The organism is Streptomyces sp. BBFR102, assembly GCF_051397025.1.
Lineage (GTDB): Bacteria > Actinomycetota > Actinomycetes > Streptomycetales > Streptomycetaceae > Streptomyces.
Genome location: NZ_CP195757.1, coordinates 3,013,808 through 3,029,697, shown reverse-complemented (window position 1 = coordinate 3,029,697; position 15,890 = coordinate 3,013,808). Strand labels below are relative to the sequence as shown.

The window sequence follows — 15,890 nt, the reverse complement described above, 5'->3', positions numbered from 1 at the left end:
CTTCCTCCCGTCCGCCGAAGGGGAATCCGGGCCGGAACCACAGGCCGCCGCCAGGGGCAGCAGGCTCACCCCCACGAACAGCCTTTGGACAGTGCGGGATCACGTCATGAACGTCCGTCCGATCAAGAGGGGGGTGCCACTGGCACGGGGGAACACGCCGATCACGGTGGCGCCGGCAGTTCATCGCCGTGGGCTCGGCAGATGACCGAGCGGTAACAGTCCCCCTGGCGCCCCGCCCAGCCCTCGGTGCGCTCAGGCAGGGGGCCCGGTGACGAAGGCGCCCTCCTCGTCGTAGGGCCAGGCGTTGGCGACACACCCGTGCAGGCCCTTGATCTGCTGCATCATCACGGGCGCCGGCAGCCCGACGCCCGCGCAGGTGGCGTGCGAATGGCCGAGGTAGTGGCCCATCTCGTGGTTGATGATCAGCGCCCGGTAGTCGTGGATCGGCCCGTCGAACGTGGGCGAGCCCTCGACCCAGCGCTTGAGGTTCACCACCACCCCGTCGGGGACCTCGCAGTTGTACTCGCCCCCGGTGTCCTGCTGGATACCCGCCCAGCACAGGGCGTCCGCCGTCCCCGGTGTCGCGATCTTCACGGTGAGGTCGTGCGGCGCCCCCTCGCCCACCAGCTGGAACGCGACGTCCGGGTCCTGGGTCCAGCCGCGCGGGGCGGCGAGTATCCCGGCGATCTCCTTCGCGGCCCGGGACGGCGAGACGTCGAGGCCGGTCTCCACCTGCACGACGTAGCGCAGCGGGCGGGAACCACTGCCCACCGCCGCGCTCCCGGCCCCCGCACTGACGAACGTCCCACTGCCCGTCGGGGGGACGTCGATCTCGGTCCGGCTCGGGGTGGGGCTGGGGGACGGGGTGGGGGTGAGCGGGGAACTGGCGGTCGGGGTCGGAGCGGGGGTGCTCGGCGAGTGCGTCGCCCCGCCCGCCGCGTCGCTCCCGCTCCCTCCCGGGAAATACGGGGGCGCCAGGAAGTACGCCGCCGCGCCCAGCACGCCGAGAGCGACCAGCACGGCGGTCAGCAGGTACCGGCCCCGGCGGCGCGGACGCGCCCGGCGATGGGAGGAACGGCGCCGACGGCCGCCCTGGTGAACGGCCGCGGTGCTGCCTGCGGGAAACGCGGATCGCCGCTGTCGTACCGAGTGCATGGCCGCTCAAGCTGCTCAGCTCAGATGATCGCCGTGAGCCGACACCGTCACGAACGGGTAACGGTGCGCGCCCTCCCGTGGTCGCCCGCGCGACCGGGCCGGGCAGGGCCACCCACCCGCCGGCCCGTTGTGATCGTTGTGTAACGGCATCCGAAGGGCGCCCCTCCCCGCGCCGGCCATCTCATCCGACGTGCATACACTGCCGGGATGCCACGGGTCCTGATTGTCGAAGATGACCAAGATGTGCGCAGAGCCCTCCACTTGAGCCTGCGTCATCAGGGCCATGAGGTCCTCGCCGTGGAGACGGGTGAAGAGGGGCTGGAACGACTCCGCCCCTTCAGGCCGGACGTCGTCATCCTCGATCTCATGCTGCCCGGCATCTCCGGCCTGGACGTGTGCCGCCGCATCAGGGACCGCGACCAGGTGCCGATCATCGTGGTGACGGCCCGGGGCGACGACATCGACGTGGTCGTGGGGCTGGAGGCCGGCGCGGACGACTACGTGGTCAAGCCCGTACGGGCCAGGGTGCTCGACGCCCGCATCCGGGCCGTCCTGCGCAGACAGGACGCGACGCTGCCCGACGGCGCCCGCCCCCGGGCGGAGGCCCACGGCGAACTGGTCATCGACCGCGCCGGACTTGAGGTCACCCATGGGGGTGAGGCCGTCTCCCTCGCTCCCTCGGAACTCCGGCTGCTGCTCACCCTGTCCGCCTCCCCCGGCCAGGTGTTCAGCCGCCAGCAACTGCTGCAATCGGTCTGGGAACACAGCTACCACGGCGACATACGGCTGGTGGACGCCTGCGTGAAGCGGCTGCGCGGCAAGCTCGGCGAAGGCCGGAACCCCCGTTACGTGCAGACCGTACGCGGCTTCGGATACCGCTTCGGCAGCCCATGAGCGACCCGCGCTCCGCGCGGAGGCAGACGACCGGCCCGCCCCACGGAACCCCCCGTGGCGGAAGGGCCGGACGCCCGGAGGCGGCCGAGCACCCGCGCGGGGCCCCCACAGCCGACGAGGCACCCGCCTCCGGAACCGGCCCGCTGAGAACCCTCCGAGCCGCCCTGACACGCATCCCGCTCCCCCTTCGCGGCCTGCGCCCCCGCCTGCTGGCGGCCTTCGTGCTGGTGGCCATGGCCAGCGCCCTGGGCACGGGAGCCCTCGCCTTCCGCGAGGCGCGCACCGCGGTGCTCCAGCAGAGCCAGGACTCCGTCATCCGCCAGTTCCGCACCAGCGTCAACGCCATCGCGCCCGGCCTCTCCCCCGACCCGGACCGGGCCGACCTCCAGGCCGCGGTCAACCAGGTGCTGTACGCGAACCCGTCCTCGGGCTGGCGCGTCATGGCCACGCACGGCCACCTCCGCGCCTCCGCGCCGAAACCCGGATTCACCCGGCTCAGCCCCGCCCTGCGCCGCTCCGTACAGGGCAGACGCGCCGCCGTGTTCCAGCGGGTCGAAGTCGACGGTCAACCACACCTCGTCGTCGGCATGCCCGTCACCTACACCGCCGCCGACGACACGGAAAGGCTCTCCGGGACGGCGCTGTACCTGGAGGTGCCGCAGAAGACCGAGCAGGCGTACGTCCGGGCCATAGTGAGCGGCATCGAGCGAGCCACCCTGGTGGCCCTCTGCCTCGCCGTCGTCCTGGCCCTGGTCGCCGCGAGCGGCGTCCTGCGCCCGGTACGGGCGCTGCGCCGGGCGACACGCCGGATGGCCGCGGGCCACCTCGACGTACGGCTGGCCGTCACCGGCTCCGACGAACTGGCCGACCTGTCCTCCTCGTTCAACGACATGGCAGCCGAACTGGAGCGCACCATCGCGGAGTTGCGGCGCCTGGAGGCCCAGGGGCGCCGCTTCGTGGCGGACGTCTCCCACGAGCTGCGCACTCCGCTGGCGGCGATGTCGGCCGTCACCGACCTGCTGGACCTGGAGGGCGAGGCCGGTGACGCCCTCCAGCTCATCAGCGAGGGGACGGGCCGACTGAGCGCGCTGGTGAACGATCTGATGGAGATCTCCCGCTTCGACGCGGGAGCCGCCGAACTCCACCACGACGAGATCGACCTCGCCGAGTCCGTACGCCGCACCCTCACCTCCCGTGGCTGGCAGGAGCAGGTCGAGACCAGGCTTCCCGGCCCGGGAGCACTCCGCGCGGACGTCGACCCGCGCAGGATCGACGTGGTGACGGCCAACCTGGTCGGCAACGCGCTACGCCACGGTGCGCCCCCCGTGCGACTGACACTGGGGGTGCGCAAGGAGCAGGCGGGCACCGCCTGGGCGGTCATCGAGGTCACCGACAACGGCCCGGGGATCTCCGAGGAGGCCCTGCCGCACATCTTCGAGCGGTTCTACAAGGCGGGCGCCTCACGGAGCAGAAGCGAGAGCAGCGGCCTCGGCCTGGCCATCACGGCGGAGAACGTCCGCCTGCACGGCGGCCGCATCCAGGCGGCCAACCTGCCCAGGGGCGGCGCCGTGTTCACCGCCGAACTCCCGCTGCACACCACCGACGACGGCTGCGAGAGCCGGGGCGAAAGCGAGGCCGGCATGGGCACCCGCGCACACGGAGGCACACGGTGAAGAGCATCCGGGCGACCGCCCTGTCGGCCGGCCTCCTGGCCTCCGCCATGCTCGCGGCCTGCGGAGTCCCGCCGTCCGGCGTCATCGAGGCCGGCGAACCGGCGAGCGGCATGGTCTCCTCCGACCCGAGGCCCTCCCCGCCCACCACCACCTCCCTCTTCTTCCTCGACGACGGAGAGCTGACGGCCTACCCCCGCACGACCGGTACCGGGAGCCTCGCGGTCGCCGTACGCATGCTGTTCGAGGGACCGACCCCGCGCGAGTCCGTGACGGCCACCACCGAACTGCCCCGCCTGTCGCGGGCGTCGCTGGTGTCCCTCGACGACGACGGCGTCCTCTCGGTACGCCTCCCGGATGAAAGGTCCCCGCTGAGCCACCAGGGCATGCTCCAGCTGATCTGCACCGTGGCGCTGGCGACACCGTCGCTCCCCGTGCCCCTGTCCGAGGAGGAGACCCCCGACGGAGCCGTGCTCAGTCCCGCCGCACCCGGCGTCGTCCGGATACGCGGAGACGGATGGACCATGACGCAGTCGGACGACGCCTGCCCCCTCACCCCCTGACGCCCGGCCCGGCCCGAACCGCGACCCGAGGCGGGCGGCCCCGCGCCGACAGCAGGACCCCGGTGGACCTCCCCGCGCCCCCACCGAACCGCTCGCCGCTCCCGCCACACCCCGGGCGGCGAGAGCCGAGGGAGCCGCGCCACTCCGGCCGGGAGGGTGGCCGGGCCGTCGTCAGCGGCGCTCTTCCCCGGACGCCGGCACCGGCGAGGGGACGGCGCCCGCCGCCCGCCGCCGGGGCACGGCGCCGAACTGCCAGGCGGCGGCGTACAGCAGCAGCACGACCGCGAAGCAGGCGCCCGCCCTCTTCGCGACGCCGGTCGACACCCCTTCGGCCACGGTCCCCCACGGCGCCGGGACCATCGTGGAGGGATAGGTCGTCTCGCTCGCCCCGCCGCCCAGGTCGACGGTGATCGGGCGGCTGTGGTCGACCACCTCCGCATGGCGGTGGGCGTCGAAGTCGCCACGGGCGCCCACAGCGCCACCGAGTACGGGAGCCACGACCAGCGCGGCCACCACACCCCACCGCGCGAGAGGCCGCAGGCGGACGACCGCCCCGCCCCCGGCCCGCGAGCGCCCGCGACGTCGCCACAGGCACCAGCCGACGGCCGCCAACCCCAGGGCAGTGCTCGCGTACTGCGACAGCCGGGCGAACGACAGGCCCCCCAGGGCCGGGTCCTGGAACGCCTCCACCCGGAAGACCAGGAAATCCCCCCCGACGAACGCGTCCCACAGGCCGTGGGAGGCGACCCCGACCAGCGCGGAGACCAGCAGCCACAGCACGTACCGGGCCCTGGCCGGCAGGCCGGTCGGCCGCTCCGGCCCCGGGAGGCCGAGGCCGGAGGGGAGCAGCGCCGTGATCGGCGCCCGCACCATCCGGTACACGGCCACCAGGCCTACGGAGAACCCCAGACTCACCAGCAGGCCCGCACCGAAAGCGTGGGTCCCCGTGGCGTTGAGGAAGGGCTCGTACCAGTCCTCGGCGCCGGACGCGGACAGACCGAGGGCGGTCAGGAAGTACGGCACGTCGGGAGCCACGGAGCCCGCGACCAGCGCCGACGGAACGAAGGGCCCACGCAGCAACGGCAGCACGGCGGCGGGATGGGACAAGGTGAACGGCATGTCGGTGATCTTCTCTGTCGGACGAGCCCGGCCGCGGGCCACCGCCTGCCGCGCTGCGGGTACCACCGGCCCCGAGGCATACGGAGTCACACGGCCGGCCGGGCCGGACGGCACTCACGAAGGGGACACCGGAGAGACTATGCACGTCGACCGACCACCACCAGGTGCGTGAGGGACCGGACGGCTCCGGTGGACGAACACGCCGCGCGGCGGCAGTCCCCCGGGGCATGTTCCGAAGGGGGCCGGGGTCAGCGGTGGCGCACCGACTTCCTTCCTTCCGCGGCACGTCCGGAAGTCGGGGCACGCGGTCGGCATGGCGGGCTTGGAGAGGATGACGGGTACCGAACTCGCGCTCCTCGGCAACCGTGGCGTCGACGGCCTGCTTGTGTCCGTGCAGTCCAGCGCTGCTGAGGAGTTCCGCTCCGCCTTCGCCGCTTGTTCGGTGGCCGGCTCCGCCTTGACGCGGAACAGGGCCCGGCCGAGGCCAGGCAGGTCGAGTGCGGGAGTGGGTGGCTTCCACGATGGCGTGACACCGATCACCAGGGTGTCCAGAAGCTGGTGCCGAATCTGGCAGACAACGGCTTCAGGCCCCTTCCTCCCGCGCGCGGACCGTGCCACCGGCCAGGGTGAGGCAGCGGCGCACGAGTGCGAGGGTGCGCCGTGTGACCGTGTCGAGAGGGGTGCCGTTCTCGACGGCGGCCAGGGCGGTGTGCAGCATTCCGGCGATCAGGTCCGCCGTGAGTGCGGGCTCGGGAACGCCGAGCTCCCGGACGGCGGCGCGGAACGGTTCGACCTGCTGCAGGTGGAGTTCCATCAGCCGCTGCTGGCAGGCCGGAGGAAGGCCGGCGTCCATGAGGGCGACGGCGGGCCGGTGCGCGCCCTCGGCCGCGAGGCGGAGGCTTTCCCCGAAGAAGACCTCGACGCGTTCCAGCGGACCGTTCGCGGTGGCCAGGGCACGGGTGAGTGCCTCGTTGGAGCGCCGGAAGGCTTCTTCCGTGATGGTGGCCAGGAGGGCTGCCGAGGAGGCGAAGTACTGGTAGACGCTGGAGCGGGCCAGGCCGGCGCGGGCGCCGACCGCCGCCGGTGTGACGGCGGCGGCACCCTCGTTGACCAGGATGTCGATCGCCGCCCCGATCAGTGCCTCGCGTTGCTGGGCGCGGTGCTCGGCGACGGTGGAGGCATTGATCTTCGGCATGCGGGACGGGCTCCTGGAGGGGCTGATGGGGCCGGGAGCGATGTACCGGCCGGCGGGCGACCGGTCAGGAAAGGCAGCCGTCGACCATCTCGTGGACCCGGTCGGCTGCGTCCATTATCGCCGTGTCATGGGTGACCATGACTGTGGCCGTGCCGCGCTCGTGGGTCTGCTCGGCGATCAGCCGTACCGCCTCGGCCGAACGGACCCGGTCCAGCGCCGAGGTGGGTTCGTCCACCAGCAGGACGGCGGGGGAGGTCATCAGAGCCCGGGCCAGGCCCGCCCGCTGGCGTTCGCCCCCGGAGAGCTGGTGGGGGCGGGACCCTGCCCGGTGGGTGAGTCCGACCGCTTCGATGAGTGCGTCGGCCCGGGCCCGGGCGGCGGCGTCGAGGCGGCCGTCCATGTGCAGAGGCAACAGGAGCTGTTCCCTGACGGTGAGGGAGGCCAGCAGATTGGACTGCTGGAAGACGAAGCCGATGTGACGGCGGCGGGCGGCGGTGCGTTGCTTGTCCGGCAGCGCGGTCAGCTCGGTGTCGGCGATGTGCACGGTGCCCGAGGTGGGACGCTGGAGGCCGCCGGCGACGGCGAGAAGGCTGGACTTCCCGGACCCGGAGGGGCCGACGACGGCGACGAACTCTCCGGGCGCGACCGTCAGGCTGACATGGTCGAGGGCGGTGACGGCGGCGTCGCCGTCACCGAGGGTGAGGGTGACGTCGTCCAGGCGCAGTCCACTGGAGCTCGCGGAGGCCGTGGTGACCCGGTGGTCGGTGGCGGATGTGGTCATCGGGCGGCTCCCAGAGCGGTCAGGGGGTCCACGGCGGTGATGCGGCGGACGGCGACGGCGGCGCCCACCGTCCCGAGGACGATGAGGAGGCCGGAAGAAGTGGCGATGGCCGGGGCGGAGAGGGAGAAGGGCGCCTTGCCGATCATCGCGCTGCCCAGGGCCAGGCCCACGCCGGTACCCACGACCGTGGCGCCGACGAGCACGGCGACGACCTGGGCGAGCGCGTCGCGCAGGATGTATCCGGTGGGGGCACCCAGCGCCTTCATCAGGGCGATCTCGGCCTTGCGCTGCACGGTCCAGACGGTGAAGAACGCGCCGACGACCAAGGCCGAGATGGCATGGAGGAATCCCTTGATCAGCGCCATGGTGCTGGACTCGGCCGTGTAGCCGGGGGAGGCACCGAAGGCGGTCTCCTTGCTGTCGGCACGGGTGCCGGTTGCCTTCTCCACGGCGGCGACGTCGGCCCCCTGCTCAAGGGTCAGGGCGACGGCCGTGGCCTGTCGGCCGGCGGCCTCGGGCAGTTCGCCCGGCAATCCGTAATGGAGGTGCCGCCAGGTGTCGAGGTCGGCGTAGGCGACACCGATGTGGCCGTAGGAGACGGCATCGTCGACCATGCCGACGACCTTCAGCCGCACCTCGCTCTTGTCCGCGGTCAGCACGTCACCGACCTCTACGCCCAGCTCTGCGATCTCGGCGCTGATCACGATGCCCGCACCGCCCTCCCTCAGGCCCTCACCCCTGCTGGGGCTGGGGGCCAGAGGGGAGTCCGGTGCCATGCCGAAGACGGCGAGGTTGACCTGCTCGCCCTTCTTGGCTCCCCGGGTCACCTGGGCATTGGCCAGAGTGTTCCCGAACGGCTCCGCCCTCTTCACCCCCGGGGCCTTCGACCACGCCTGCCAGTCCCTCTGCTCCACGGTCGAGCGGGAGAACTGCTCGCTGGTCGCCTTCTCGTCGAAGGCCATATGAGTCACGGGCAGCGCCCGCAGACCGGATATACCGGCATCCGCCAGACCGGCGGCGAGCCCGGACAGGAGCACGCCGAGCACGGCGATGAGCGCGACCACCGCGCCCATCAGGGCGAAGCGACCGCGGGCGAAGCGCAGGTCGCGTAGGGCAAGGAACACGGGGTTCTCCGAGCGATGAAGGGGATGAGGGCACGACGACTGGACACGCCGCCCCTTTGCTCAAACTTGACGACAGAGGCGTCGGCATCGTATCGAAGGTTGTCGACACACCCGTCGGCACCTGGTCCCGCGGCGGCCCGGGACCGGTTCACGATGCCGCTCGCGATCAGGCGGTGCGGCACCGGTGGGCCGGGGCTGACCGCGGGCGGGTCCTGCCCCCTGGCGGCGCTGCTGGTCGAGGCGGTTCCCCACGTGCGGCGAGTACAGCTCAGCACTCGGTACGACCTGCCTGGGTGATGCGTTCGCGCACTACGGCCGGATCTTCAGGACGCTCCACCTGCTTCAGTTCATCGGCTCCGGGGCGTACCGCCGCATGACTGGCGCCCAGCCGAACATCGGCGAGGGCCGCCACGCGCTCGGCCGACGGATCATCTTCGGCCGCTTCGGCGAACTGAGGCACGGGCCCCGGGACGGGATGGAGGACCGGTTGGGGACGCTGGGTAGATGGACAACCGCCCCGGTCGCGGGGCACCGGCCATCGGCGGTACCGGCCGGTCGGGGCGGAGTTCAGCCACCAGCGCTTCCATCAGCCGGGCCGACGCCGTGAGGCACTCGGGTCTCGGCCCGGCTTCGCCACCCCTCCCACCGCCCGTGCTGTGTACACAGCACTGACGTACCGATAGGTTCCTGGTTGCTCCGGCACCGCAGGTCTCGTAGAACCCTCCTCCCACCCCACAGGAGAAGCCCCATGCGCAGATGCCCCCGCCCGCTGGCAGCCGCCACCGCCCTCGCGGCCTCCGCCGCCCTCGTACTGACCGTCTCACCGGCGAGTGCGGCAGCCGGCTGGACACAGGTCGACAGCGAGAAGTTCAACACCATCTACGCGCTCCAGCGCTCCCAGGGCGTCGCCACCGACGGCACCGACTGGTTCTTCTCCTGGAAGTCCGGCCTGTCCAGGGTGAGCATGGACTACGCGGAGACGTACGACACCGACGACAGCGCGATACCCGAAGCCATCGCCGACCAGGGCGGTGACCACATCGGCGACATCGCCCATTACGCCGGAAAGCTCTACGCGCCCATCGAGGACAAGGACTACGCCCACCCCTGGGTGTGCGAGTACGACGCGGCCACCCTCGACCACACCGGCGTCTGCAACGCGCTGCCCGTCAACCCCTCGGGCCAGACGCACGCCTCCTGGATCGCCATCGACCCGTCCAAGGGCCTCGCCTACACCACGGACTTCGACGGGGTGAACACCCTGCGCGTGCTGCGTCTGACCGACTTCAGCCTGGTACGAACGGTGCCGCTCAGCACCACGCTCAATGACGTCCAGGGCGGCGACGTGCACGAGGGGCAGCTCTACCTCACCTCGAACGACGGCGACAGGTCCGTCAACCGCGTCGATCCGGTCAGCGGCCAGGTCACTCGCGAGTTCGAGCAGGATCTGGATGCCGTCTCCGAGGCCGAGGGAGTCGTCGTACTGCCACGCCCGGACGGCTCGTTCCTGCACACGCTCGACGTCTCGTGGAACCTCTGGGTCAACTTCCGCAGCTACAAGCGCGGCTGACCCGCAGGCCCGGCCGGCCGCCCGGTACTCCGCGCGTCTTCGCGAGAGCCGCCGCCGGTGACGTCTCCGGCGGCGGCTCAAGGAGTGGCTCTGCGCGTGTGGGTCAGTGGAAGCTCAGGGAGGCCGATCCGGGCTCGGCGGTGATCGATTCCGGGCACAGGATGCTGCCGGAGCTCTTGGACGCGGTGAACGCCTGGTTCAGGTAGGTGCGGGTGGAGCCGTCGCGGGTCCACCCGACGCCGGACGCCGTGTAGCTACAGGTGACGATGGACTGCTTCACCGTGATGTCGATGAGGTCGGACGCCGCGGTGCCCGCCGCGTCGTCGAAGGTGAGCGTCGGGTTGTTGTTGAGGGTGGCGCTCGCGTCGCCGCTGCAGCTCAGGCTGCTGTTGACGGTGCCACCGTCGATGGTCGCGGTGGCGGGCGGGTCCGCGCTGACGGTGGCGCCGGTCCAGGTGCAGGTGCTGCCCGCGGCCGTGATGACGCCGTCGACCTGCTGCGAGGCCGCGGGGCCCAGCGCACTTGCCGCGGTGGACGCACCGGCGGTGACCGCGACGGCCAGGGCGGTGACGCACAAGAGTTTCCGTGTGGGCCTCATGTCGCTCCTTCTTGTCACGCACTCGTGGGGGTGTGCAGACGGCCCGGTTCGCGTCCGCAGTGGGGGCGACGGATCCAGGCATGTCATGAACGGTCCCACAGCAACCGACAACTTGTCAGGGTCACGTCACGGGAATGGCTGGATGGCACCCCCGGGCGAGGGCGGCAGGGGCGCGACGGCCTCGACCGCCCCCGCGAGGACGTGCAGGGCCGAGGCCGCTGGCGGTCCGGGTCGCGCCGAGGTCGAGCCACCTCGCGCGGATCTGACACGCGACGCCTGAAGCGGTCCGGACAACAAACAAGGCCCCGGTCGATGACCTGGACCTTTGCGATGGAGCGGGTGACGAGAATCGAACTCGCGCCCTGAGCTTGGGAATCAACGGTTCTTGAACGGCTGTAGTGGCTCTGACCTGCATGTCTGGCTGGAGGGGTCGAGGCTGGCGTGGTCTCTGGGTGCCGCGCTTGACCGCTGTTGTCCGCTCCGCTGGGCACGGATGGGGCACGGCGCCCGGGAAAGGTAGCCTGCGAGCATGCCGAGCGGGTTGCAGTCGTGTGTGGCCGGCGACCGACGTGCCCCACCCACTCATGAACCTTTGTCCTCAACACCCATGAGTGTGGCGCCGAAGGCCTGACGGCAGCGCACGGGACCTCACGTTCGGATCATGCCGGGCTCGTCGCCGACGAGCTACGGGCCTCGGGGCGGGCCGTGGTGTTTCGGCATGCTCGCGACACCGTCCGCGACGCAACGTTCGGCAGTCGGTGAGCGTCTCATCGAGAGTGACGGATCTTCCTGAGAAGAGGAACCCCATCAACACCCAGGACGAGCATGAGGACGAGCGAGTGCGGTCCGGCCCGTTGTGGCGCCATGCGCTGTGGGCGGTGCTCGTCACCTCCGCCGGAGTCACGCTGGGGTGGTTGGGCGCCATGTTCCGCATCGGCCCGGAGGAGTACGGCCTGCCGCCCGCCGCGCCGGGTGCACTCTGGCCCTATCTGTTCACCTGGGCGGTGATTGGCCTGGGGCTGGGCGCCATTCTGCGGTTCGTGGCGGCCAGGGTGCCGGTCTACTCCCCGTCGGAGGTCCTCCTCGGCACCGTCATGATCGGCACCCGGCTGTCCTTGGGCTGGCGGCCGGAGCCCCTCGAAGTCGCGGGCCTGGCCGCGGCCGCGCTGCTCCTGGTGACCGTATGGTGCGCCGTCGCACTGCGCGGGGCGGCCGTCGTGCGACGTTCCCAGGACGCTTCCGAGGTCGTTTAATGGCGCTTGGTCATGTGGGCGCGGGTCGGGCATGCCGCGGTGGCGGGTGAGGCAGGCGCCGGTCCGGACCACGAGGAGTAACTGCAGCTCACGGACGACTCGGTGGAGGCTCAGACCGGTGCCGTCTCGGTTGCTGACGAATGCCTACGGTTCCGAAACACCATCGGAAGCACCCCCGGACCTGGTCGGTCGTCCGGGAGCAAGAAGAATGTTCGCGCATAAGGCACATGGAGGGCACAGCGGGTCGTAAGAGGTCCAGACAGCAAAGAAGCCCCCGGCCGTTGGCCTGGGGCTTTCTCATGGAGCGGGTGACGAGAATCGAACTCGCGCTCTGAGCTTGGGAAGCTCATGTTCTACCATTAAACTACACCCGCAAGATCCACTTCCCCTGAGGGGTGGACCGCTGGTTACTCTACCCCATGCCCAGCCCCCGCCGTCCAGCGTGGGGCTTCGTCGTGTGGGGCGGGCGTACGGTGTGCGGGCGGGGGTGGCGTCGGCGGGGCCGGGGTTTCGTCCCGTAATGTGCCCTCGGGTGTCGGACGGCCGGGGGCGGCAGGCGGGTTCCCGGCGTTGGCGCCGATGTGTGTGACGGGCTCGTGGGGAAGGACTCTGGGACTTTGATGGAGCAGACCGTCGTCCGCTGTGCCGATGGGCACGTGTTCAGCACCGCTTCGTTTCCGATGCAGCAGCTCGGGACCGGGCGGATCGGGCCGGGGCGGCTGATCCGCTGTCCGCGGTGCGCCCGGCTGAGGCAGGCCGTGCCTGTGGAGTGGGCCAAGCGGTAGTGCCGTGTAGTACGGCGTAAGAAGAGTCACCTGCGCGCGGGGCCGTCCGGTTGGGGCGGGCCCGCGCGCTCTGCGTATCCTCGGTGCGTGCTTCTCTCAGACAAAGACATCCGGGCCGAGATCGACGCCGGGCGCGTACGGATCGATCCGTTCGACTCCGACATGGTGCAGCCGTCGAGTATCGACGTGCGTCTCGACCGGTACTTCCGGGTGTTCGAGAACCACCTGTACCCGCACATCGACCCCTCGGTGGAGCAGGACGGGCTGACGCGGACGGTGGAGCCGCCCGGCGACGAGCCGTTCATCCTGCACCCCGGGGAGTTCGTGCTCGCCTCGACGTACGAGGTGATCTCGCTCCCCGACGACCTGGCCTCGCGGCTGGAGGGGAAGAGCTCGCTGGGGCGGCTGGGTCTGGTGACGCACTCCACCGCGGGCTTCATCGACCCGGGCTTCTCCGGGCACGTGACGCTGGAGCTGTCGAACCTGGCGACGCTGCCGATCAAGCTCTGGCCCGGGATGAAGATCGGGCAGCTCTGCATGTTCCGGCTCTCCTCGCCCTCGGAGTTCCCGTACGGCTCCGAGCGGTACGGCTCCCGTTACCAGGGGCAGCGCGGGCCCACCGCCTCGCGCTCCTATCTCAACTTCCATCGGACGCAGGTGTGACACCCGGCATGAGCGACGTTCGCGAGAACCTCACGTACGAGACCTTCGGCACGGCCATCCGCGAGCTGGCCCAGACGATCGCCGACGACGGCTACGAGCCGGACGTCATCCTGTCCATCGCGCGTGGCGGGGTCTTCGTCGCCGGCGGCCTGGCGTACGCACTGGACTGCAAGAACATCCACCTGGTGAACGTGGAGTTCTACACGGGCGTGGGCGAGACGCTGGAGATGCCGGTCATGCTGGCGCCGGTGCCGAACGCGATCGACTTCACCGACAAGAAGGTGCTCATCGCGGACGACGTCGCCGACACCGGCAAGACGCTCAAGCTGGTGCACGACTTCTGCGTCGGCGAGGTCGCCGAGGTGCGTTCCGCGGTGATCTACGAGAAGTCGCAGTCGCTGGTGAAGTGCGAGTACGTGTGGAAGCGGACCGATGAATGGATCAACTTCCCGTGGTCGGTCTTGCCTCCGGTAAGTAAGTCTGGCGAGCCGCGCAAGCCGAACCTGGAAGCACTGTAGTCCTCGCGCTGCGGTAGCCGCCGTGCCGTGAGCCGCACTCGGTGGCAGTGCCTACCGATAGGACTTCGCCGTCCACTTCCGGTCCATCCTGCGCCTCGGCCAGGAGGTCGAGGACCCTGGGTTTCTGGTGCGGTACAACCGGATCGGAAGTGGGACATGGCAAGAAGGCGGACGTCCAAGCCGGAAGGGACGATCAAGGTAGCGGCCTCGCGAAGGCCCAGCTCCTGGGCGACCTCCTCGCCGTGCTGGTGGCGATCGCAAGCTGTGTGGAGCAGCTGGCGCGGGCCTGTCCGGCGGATCGGCCTAGCCGAGATAGGGCTGCTCGCGGTGCTCCATGAAGTGGCGGAGCCTGAGTCGCTGCGTGTGGTGCATCGGAAGTCGGTCCAGCTCCTCAGGACGGACGAACCGCAGCTCCGTCGATTCGTCGGAGAGCGTCAGTTCTCCGCCAACCATCCGCGCGGTGAAGCAGACGTTGAACTGCCGGCGCACCTCGCCATCCGTGTAGGCGATGATGTGCCTCGGGTCGGTGTACGTGCCGACCAGCCCCGTGATCTCCACGTCCAAGCCGGTCTCTTCCTTGACCTCGCGGACGGCCGTGCCGGGGAGCGAGTCGGTGAGGTCCATGCCCCCGCCGGGGAGGGCCCACAGATCGTTGTCGCGTCGACGCTGGAGCAGGATGCGCCCCTGTTCATCGGTGACAACGGCCGAAGCTGCGACAACCATGCTGTTCGGCTTGGGCGCGTTCGGGTCGTCGTAGTACTCGGTCCGTGCCATGGTCACCCCTCGTGCCGTACGGGTGTCGCCGTGGACCACACCGCGTTGAAGCTCTCGGCGTAAGTGTCGAACATGCCGCCTTCGCCGCTTCGCCGAAGATGCCAGACCGGGGCCCCGTACGCGTTGACGCCCCAGACGTGGCCATTGACCAACAACTGATCATCGGCGCGGTAGAACGAGTTGTAGAGCGTCGTCCCGTGGGTCCGGATGTCGATGCCGGGTACGCCGATCAGAGGGCGGTAATGCATGAGCGCCAGTTGGCAACGGGACTCGATGCCGTGGCCGAACTTCTCCTCCTCGCCGCGCGCCCGAACGTTCTCACTCGCGGCGTCGCCCACCGCGATCCGGATCGAGCAGCCGTCAGCGGCTCGCCCCCGCAAGAGCTCGTTGAGTCGGGGGTACGCCTCGTGCAAGAAGACGGCGGCGTACACCAGCACGTCGATGTGCTCGCGGGCCTGCGTCAGCATGTCCACGAAGGCGGATAAGGGGATGTCCGCCCGCTGGCCGTAGAGCGCCACGAGCTCCGGACTGATCGCTCGCGCCGCTCGCGCCTGCCGAAGTGCCGGCCATAGCGCGTGCACGTCTTCTCCTAGGGTCTCTGCCGCCTGCATGGCTGTGACACGGCGTGGCGTACGGCCGAGGTTGACCCACCGCTCAACGGATTTGGGGTCTACCTCGACCCTTTGCGCGAGGGTGGCGTACGTCCAGCCTCCCTCCGCCATGACGGCACGAAGTCTCTCGTTCGGCATGAGTTTCCCCCTGATCCTTGGGACGGCACCAGGGACGTTCTACCTGACGCGGGACGTCCCGAAGTGGGGTTCGGTGGAGGTTCCGACGTCCTTATGAACGGCAGCATGCTCGTGCCCATGGCGAGCAATCAGCAGGCCGGCCCCGGAATCGGTGAACTGGCCAAAGACCGGAAGGCCAGGCGCATCGGCGTCGTCATGGGCGAAATCGGTGGCCGCGTACAGATGCGACCGGTCGGTGGTGGCATCGAGTGGGAGGCCATGCCCGGCGACGTGCTGGTACCGGAGGCGCGGGAGGAACTGAGCGCGCGCCTGGCCGTGAAGAGCAACAACAGCAGGGTCGGCCTGTGATGCGCGTCATCGGCCGGCATGCCGGCGTCCTCCTCGTGATCTGCATCAGCGCTTCGGGCGGATTCGTGATCGGGGTCGCCCTCAGTACCGGCACCTGGACCGGTCCGCCCTGGACGGCTCGCCCGCGTGGC

17 protein-coding genes and 1 tRNA gene are annotated in these 15,890 nt (G+C 70.5%); 9 read left to right on the top strand and 9 right to left on the bottom strand.

The features are described 5' to 3' along the window. Positions 1 to 252 precede the first annotated feature (252 nt). On the bottom strand, positions 253 to 1,155 hold the full coding sequence (locus ACSLIC_RS13465) for a DUF3152 domain-containing protein (RefSeq protein WP_436737909.1): 903 nt from the start codon (positions 1,153 to 1,155) through the stop codon (positions 253 to 255). A gap of 207 nt (positions 1,156 to 1,362) precedes the next feature. Here ACSLIC_RS13465 and ACSLIC_RS13460 point away from each other — a divergent pair, with 207 nt between their 5' ends. The 3 genes from ACSLIC_RS13460 to ACSLIC_RS13450 all read left to right on the top strand — a co-directional run bounded on the left by ACSLIC_RS13460 (position 1,363) and on the right by ACSLIC_RS13450 (position 4,282). Next, on the top strand, positions 1,363 to 2,049 hold the full coding sequence (locus ACSLIC_RS13460) for a response regulator (protein WP_436737908.1): 687 nt from the start codon (positions 1,363 to 1,365) through the stop codon (positions 2,047 to 2,049). Between the two features lie 233 nt (positions 2,050 to 2,282). Further along, positions 2,283 to 3,722: an ATP-binding protein gene (locus ACSLIC_RS13455; protein ID WP_436737907.1), complete on the top strand. Its 1,440-nt coding sequence runs from the start codon at positions 2,283 to 2,285 to the stop codon at positions 3,720 to 3,722. Then, positions 3,719 to 4,282 carry a hypothetical protein gene (locus ACSLIC_RS13450; protein WP_436737906.1) on the top strand — a complete coding sequence of 188 codons (564 nt, stop codon included), beginning with the start codon at positions 3,719 to 3,721 and terminating at the stop codon, positions 4,280 to 4,282. The genes ACSLIC_RS13455 and ACSLIC_RS13450 overlap by 4 nt, the downstream gene beginning before the upstream one ends. A 171-nt stretch (positions 4,283 to 4,453) precedes the next feature. Here the strand turns inward: ACSLIC_RS13450 and ACSLIC_RS13445 are convergent, their stop codons facing one another. The 4 genes from ACSLIC_RS13445 to ACSLIC_RS13430 form a co-directional block, all read right to left on the bottom strand. After that, positions 4,454 to 5,401, bottom strand: a complete 948-nt coding sequence (locus ACSLIC_RS13445; protein ID WP_436737905.1) for a DUF4184 family protein — start codon at positions 5,399 to 5,401, stop codon at positions 4,454 to 4,456. A gap of 583 nt (positions 5,402 to 5,984) precedes the next feature. Next, positions 5,985 to 6,596: a TetR/AcrR family transcriptional regulator gene (locus ACSLIC_RS13440; RefSeq protein WP_436737904.1), complete on the bottom strand. Its 612-nt coding sequence runs from the start codon at positions 6,594 to 6,596 to the stop codon at positions 5,985 to 5,987. A 64-nt stretch (positions 6,597 to 6,660) separates the two neighbouring features. Further along, positions 6,661 to 7,377, bottom strand: a complete 717-nt coding sequence (locus ACSLIC_RS13435; protein WP_436737903.1) for an ABC transporter ATP-binding protein — start codon at positions 7,375 to 7,377, stop codon at positions 6,661 to 6,663. Then, positions 7,374 to 8,501, bottom strand: coding sequence for an ABC transporter permease (locus tag ACSLIC_RS13430; protein WP_436737902.1), 1,128 nt, complete (start codon positions 8,499 to 8,501; stop codon positions 7,374 to 7,376). The genes ACSLIC_RS13435 and ACSLIC_RS13430 overlap by 4 nt, the downstream gene beginning before the upstream one ends. 289 nt (positions 8,502 to 8,790) lie before the next feature. On the opposite strand from ACSLIC_RS13430, the gene ACSLIC_RS13425 reads away from it, so the two are divergent. Further along, positions 8,791 to 9,108, top strand: coding sequence for a Tn3 family transposase (locus tag ACSLIC_RS13425; RefSeq protein ID WP_436740367.1), 318 nt, complete (start codon positions 8,791 to 8,793; stop codon positions 9,106 to 9,108). 141 nt (positions 9,109 to 9,249) lie between these two features. Continuing rightward, complete coding sequence (locus ACSLIC_RS13420) at positions 9,250 to 10,071, top strand: hypothetical protein (protein ID WP_436737901.1); 822 nt, start codon at positions 9,250 to 9,252, stop codon at positions 10,069 to 10,071. Between the two features lie 103 nt (positions 10,072 to 10,174). Here ACSLIC_RS13420 and ACSLIC_RS13415 read toward each other — a convergent pair whose 3' ends face one another. Next, positions 10,175 to 10,669: a hypothetical protein gene (locus ACSLIC_RS13415; RefSeq protein ID WP_436737900.1), complete on the bottom strand. Its 495-nt coding sequence runs from the start codon at positions 10,667 to 10,669 to the stop codon at positions 10,175 to 10,177. A 776-nt stretch (positions 10,670 to 11,445) separates the two neighbouring features. On the opposite strand from ACSLIC_RS13415, the gene ACSLIC_RS13410 reads away from it, so the two are divergent. Further along, complete coding sequence (locus tag ACSLIC_RS13410) at positions 11,446 to 11,922, top strand: hypothetical protein (protein WP_436737899.1); 477 nt, start codon at positions 11,446 to 11,448, stop codon at positions 11,920 to 11,922. Positions 11,923 to 12,222: 300 nt separating this feature from the next. Here ACSLIC_RS13410 and ACSLIC_RS13405 read toward each other — a convergent pair. Continuing rightward, a tRNA-Gly gene (locus tag ACSLIC_RS13405) sits at positions 12,223 to 12,296 on the bottom strand. A 498-nt stretch (positions 12,297 to 12,794) separates the two neighbouring features. Between ACSLIC_RS13405 and dcd the strand changes: the two genes are divergently transcribed. Both dcd and ACSLIC_RS13395 read left to right on the top strand, forming a co-directional pair. Then, on the top strand, positions 12,795 to 13,370 hold the full coding sequence (gene dcd, locus ACSLIC_RS13400; RefSeq protein ID WP_436737898.1) for a dCTP deaminase: 576 nt from the start codon (positions 12,795 to 12,797) through the stop codon (positions 13,368 to 13,370). 8 nt (positions 13,371 to 13,378) lie between these two features. Further along, positions 13,379 to 13,888 carry a phosphoribosyltransferase gene (locus tag ACSLIC_RS13395; protein WP_436737897.1) on the top strand — a complete coding sequence of 170 codons (510 nt, stop codon included), beginning with the start codon at positions 13,379 to 13,381 and terminating at the stop codon, positions 13,886 to 13,888. Between the two features lie 303 nt (positions 13,889 to 14,191). Here the strand turns inward: ACSLIC_RS13395 and ACSLIC_RS13390 are convergent, their stop codons facing one another. Both ACSLIC_RS13390 and ACSLIC_RS13385 read right to left on the bottom strand, forming a co-directional pair. Continuing rightward, on the bottom strand, positions 14,192 to 14,662 hold the full coding sequence (locus ACSLIC_RS13390) for an NUDIX domain-containing protein (protein ID WP_436737896.1): 471 nt from the start codon (positions 14,660 to 14,662) through the stop codon (positions 14,192 to 14,194). A gap of 2 nt (positions 14,663 to 14,664) precedes the next feature. Then, positions 14,665 to 15,411: an XRE family transcriptional regulator gene (locus ACSLIC_RS13385; protein ID WP_436737895.1), complete on the bottom strand. Its 747-nt coding sequence runs from the start codon at positions 15,409 to 15,411 to the stop codon at positions 14,665 to 14,667. 117 nt (positions 15,412 to 15,528) lie between these two features. Between ACSLIC_RS13385 and ACSLIC_RS13380 the strand changes: the two genes are divergently transcribed. Beyond that, a complete protein-coding gene (locus ACSLIC_RS13380; RefSeq protein WP_436737894.1) occupies positions 15,529 to 15,759 on the top strand; it encodes a hypothetical protein in 231 nt (76 codons plus the stop codon). Positions 15,760 to 15,890 lie beyond the last annotated feature (131 nt).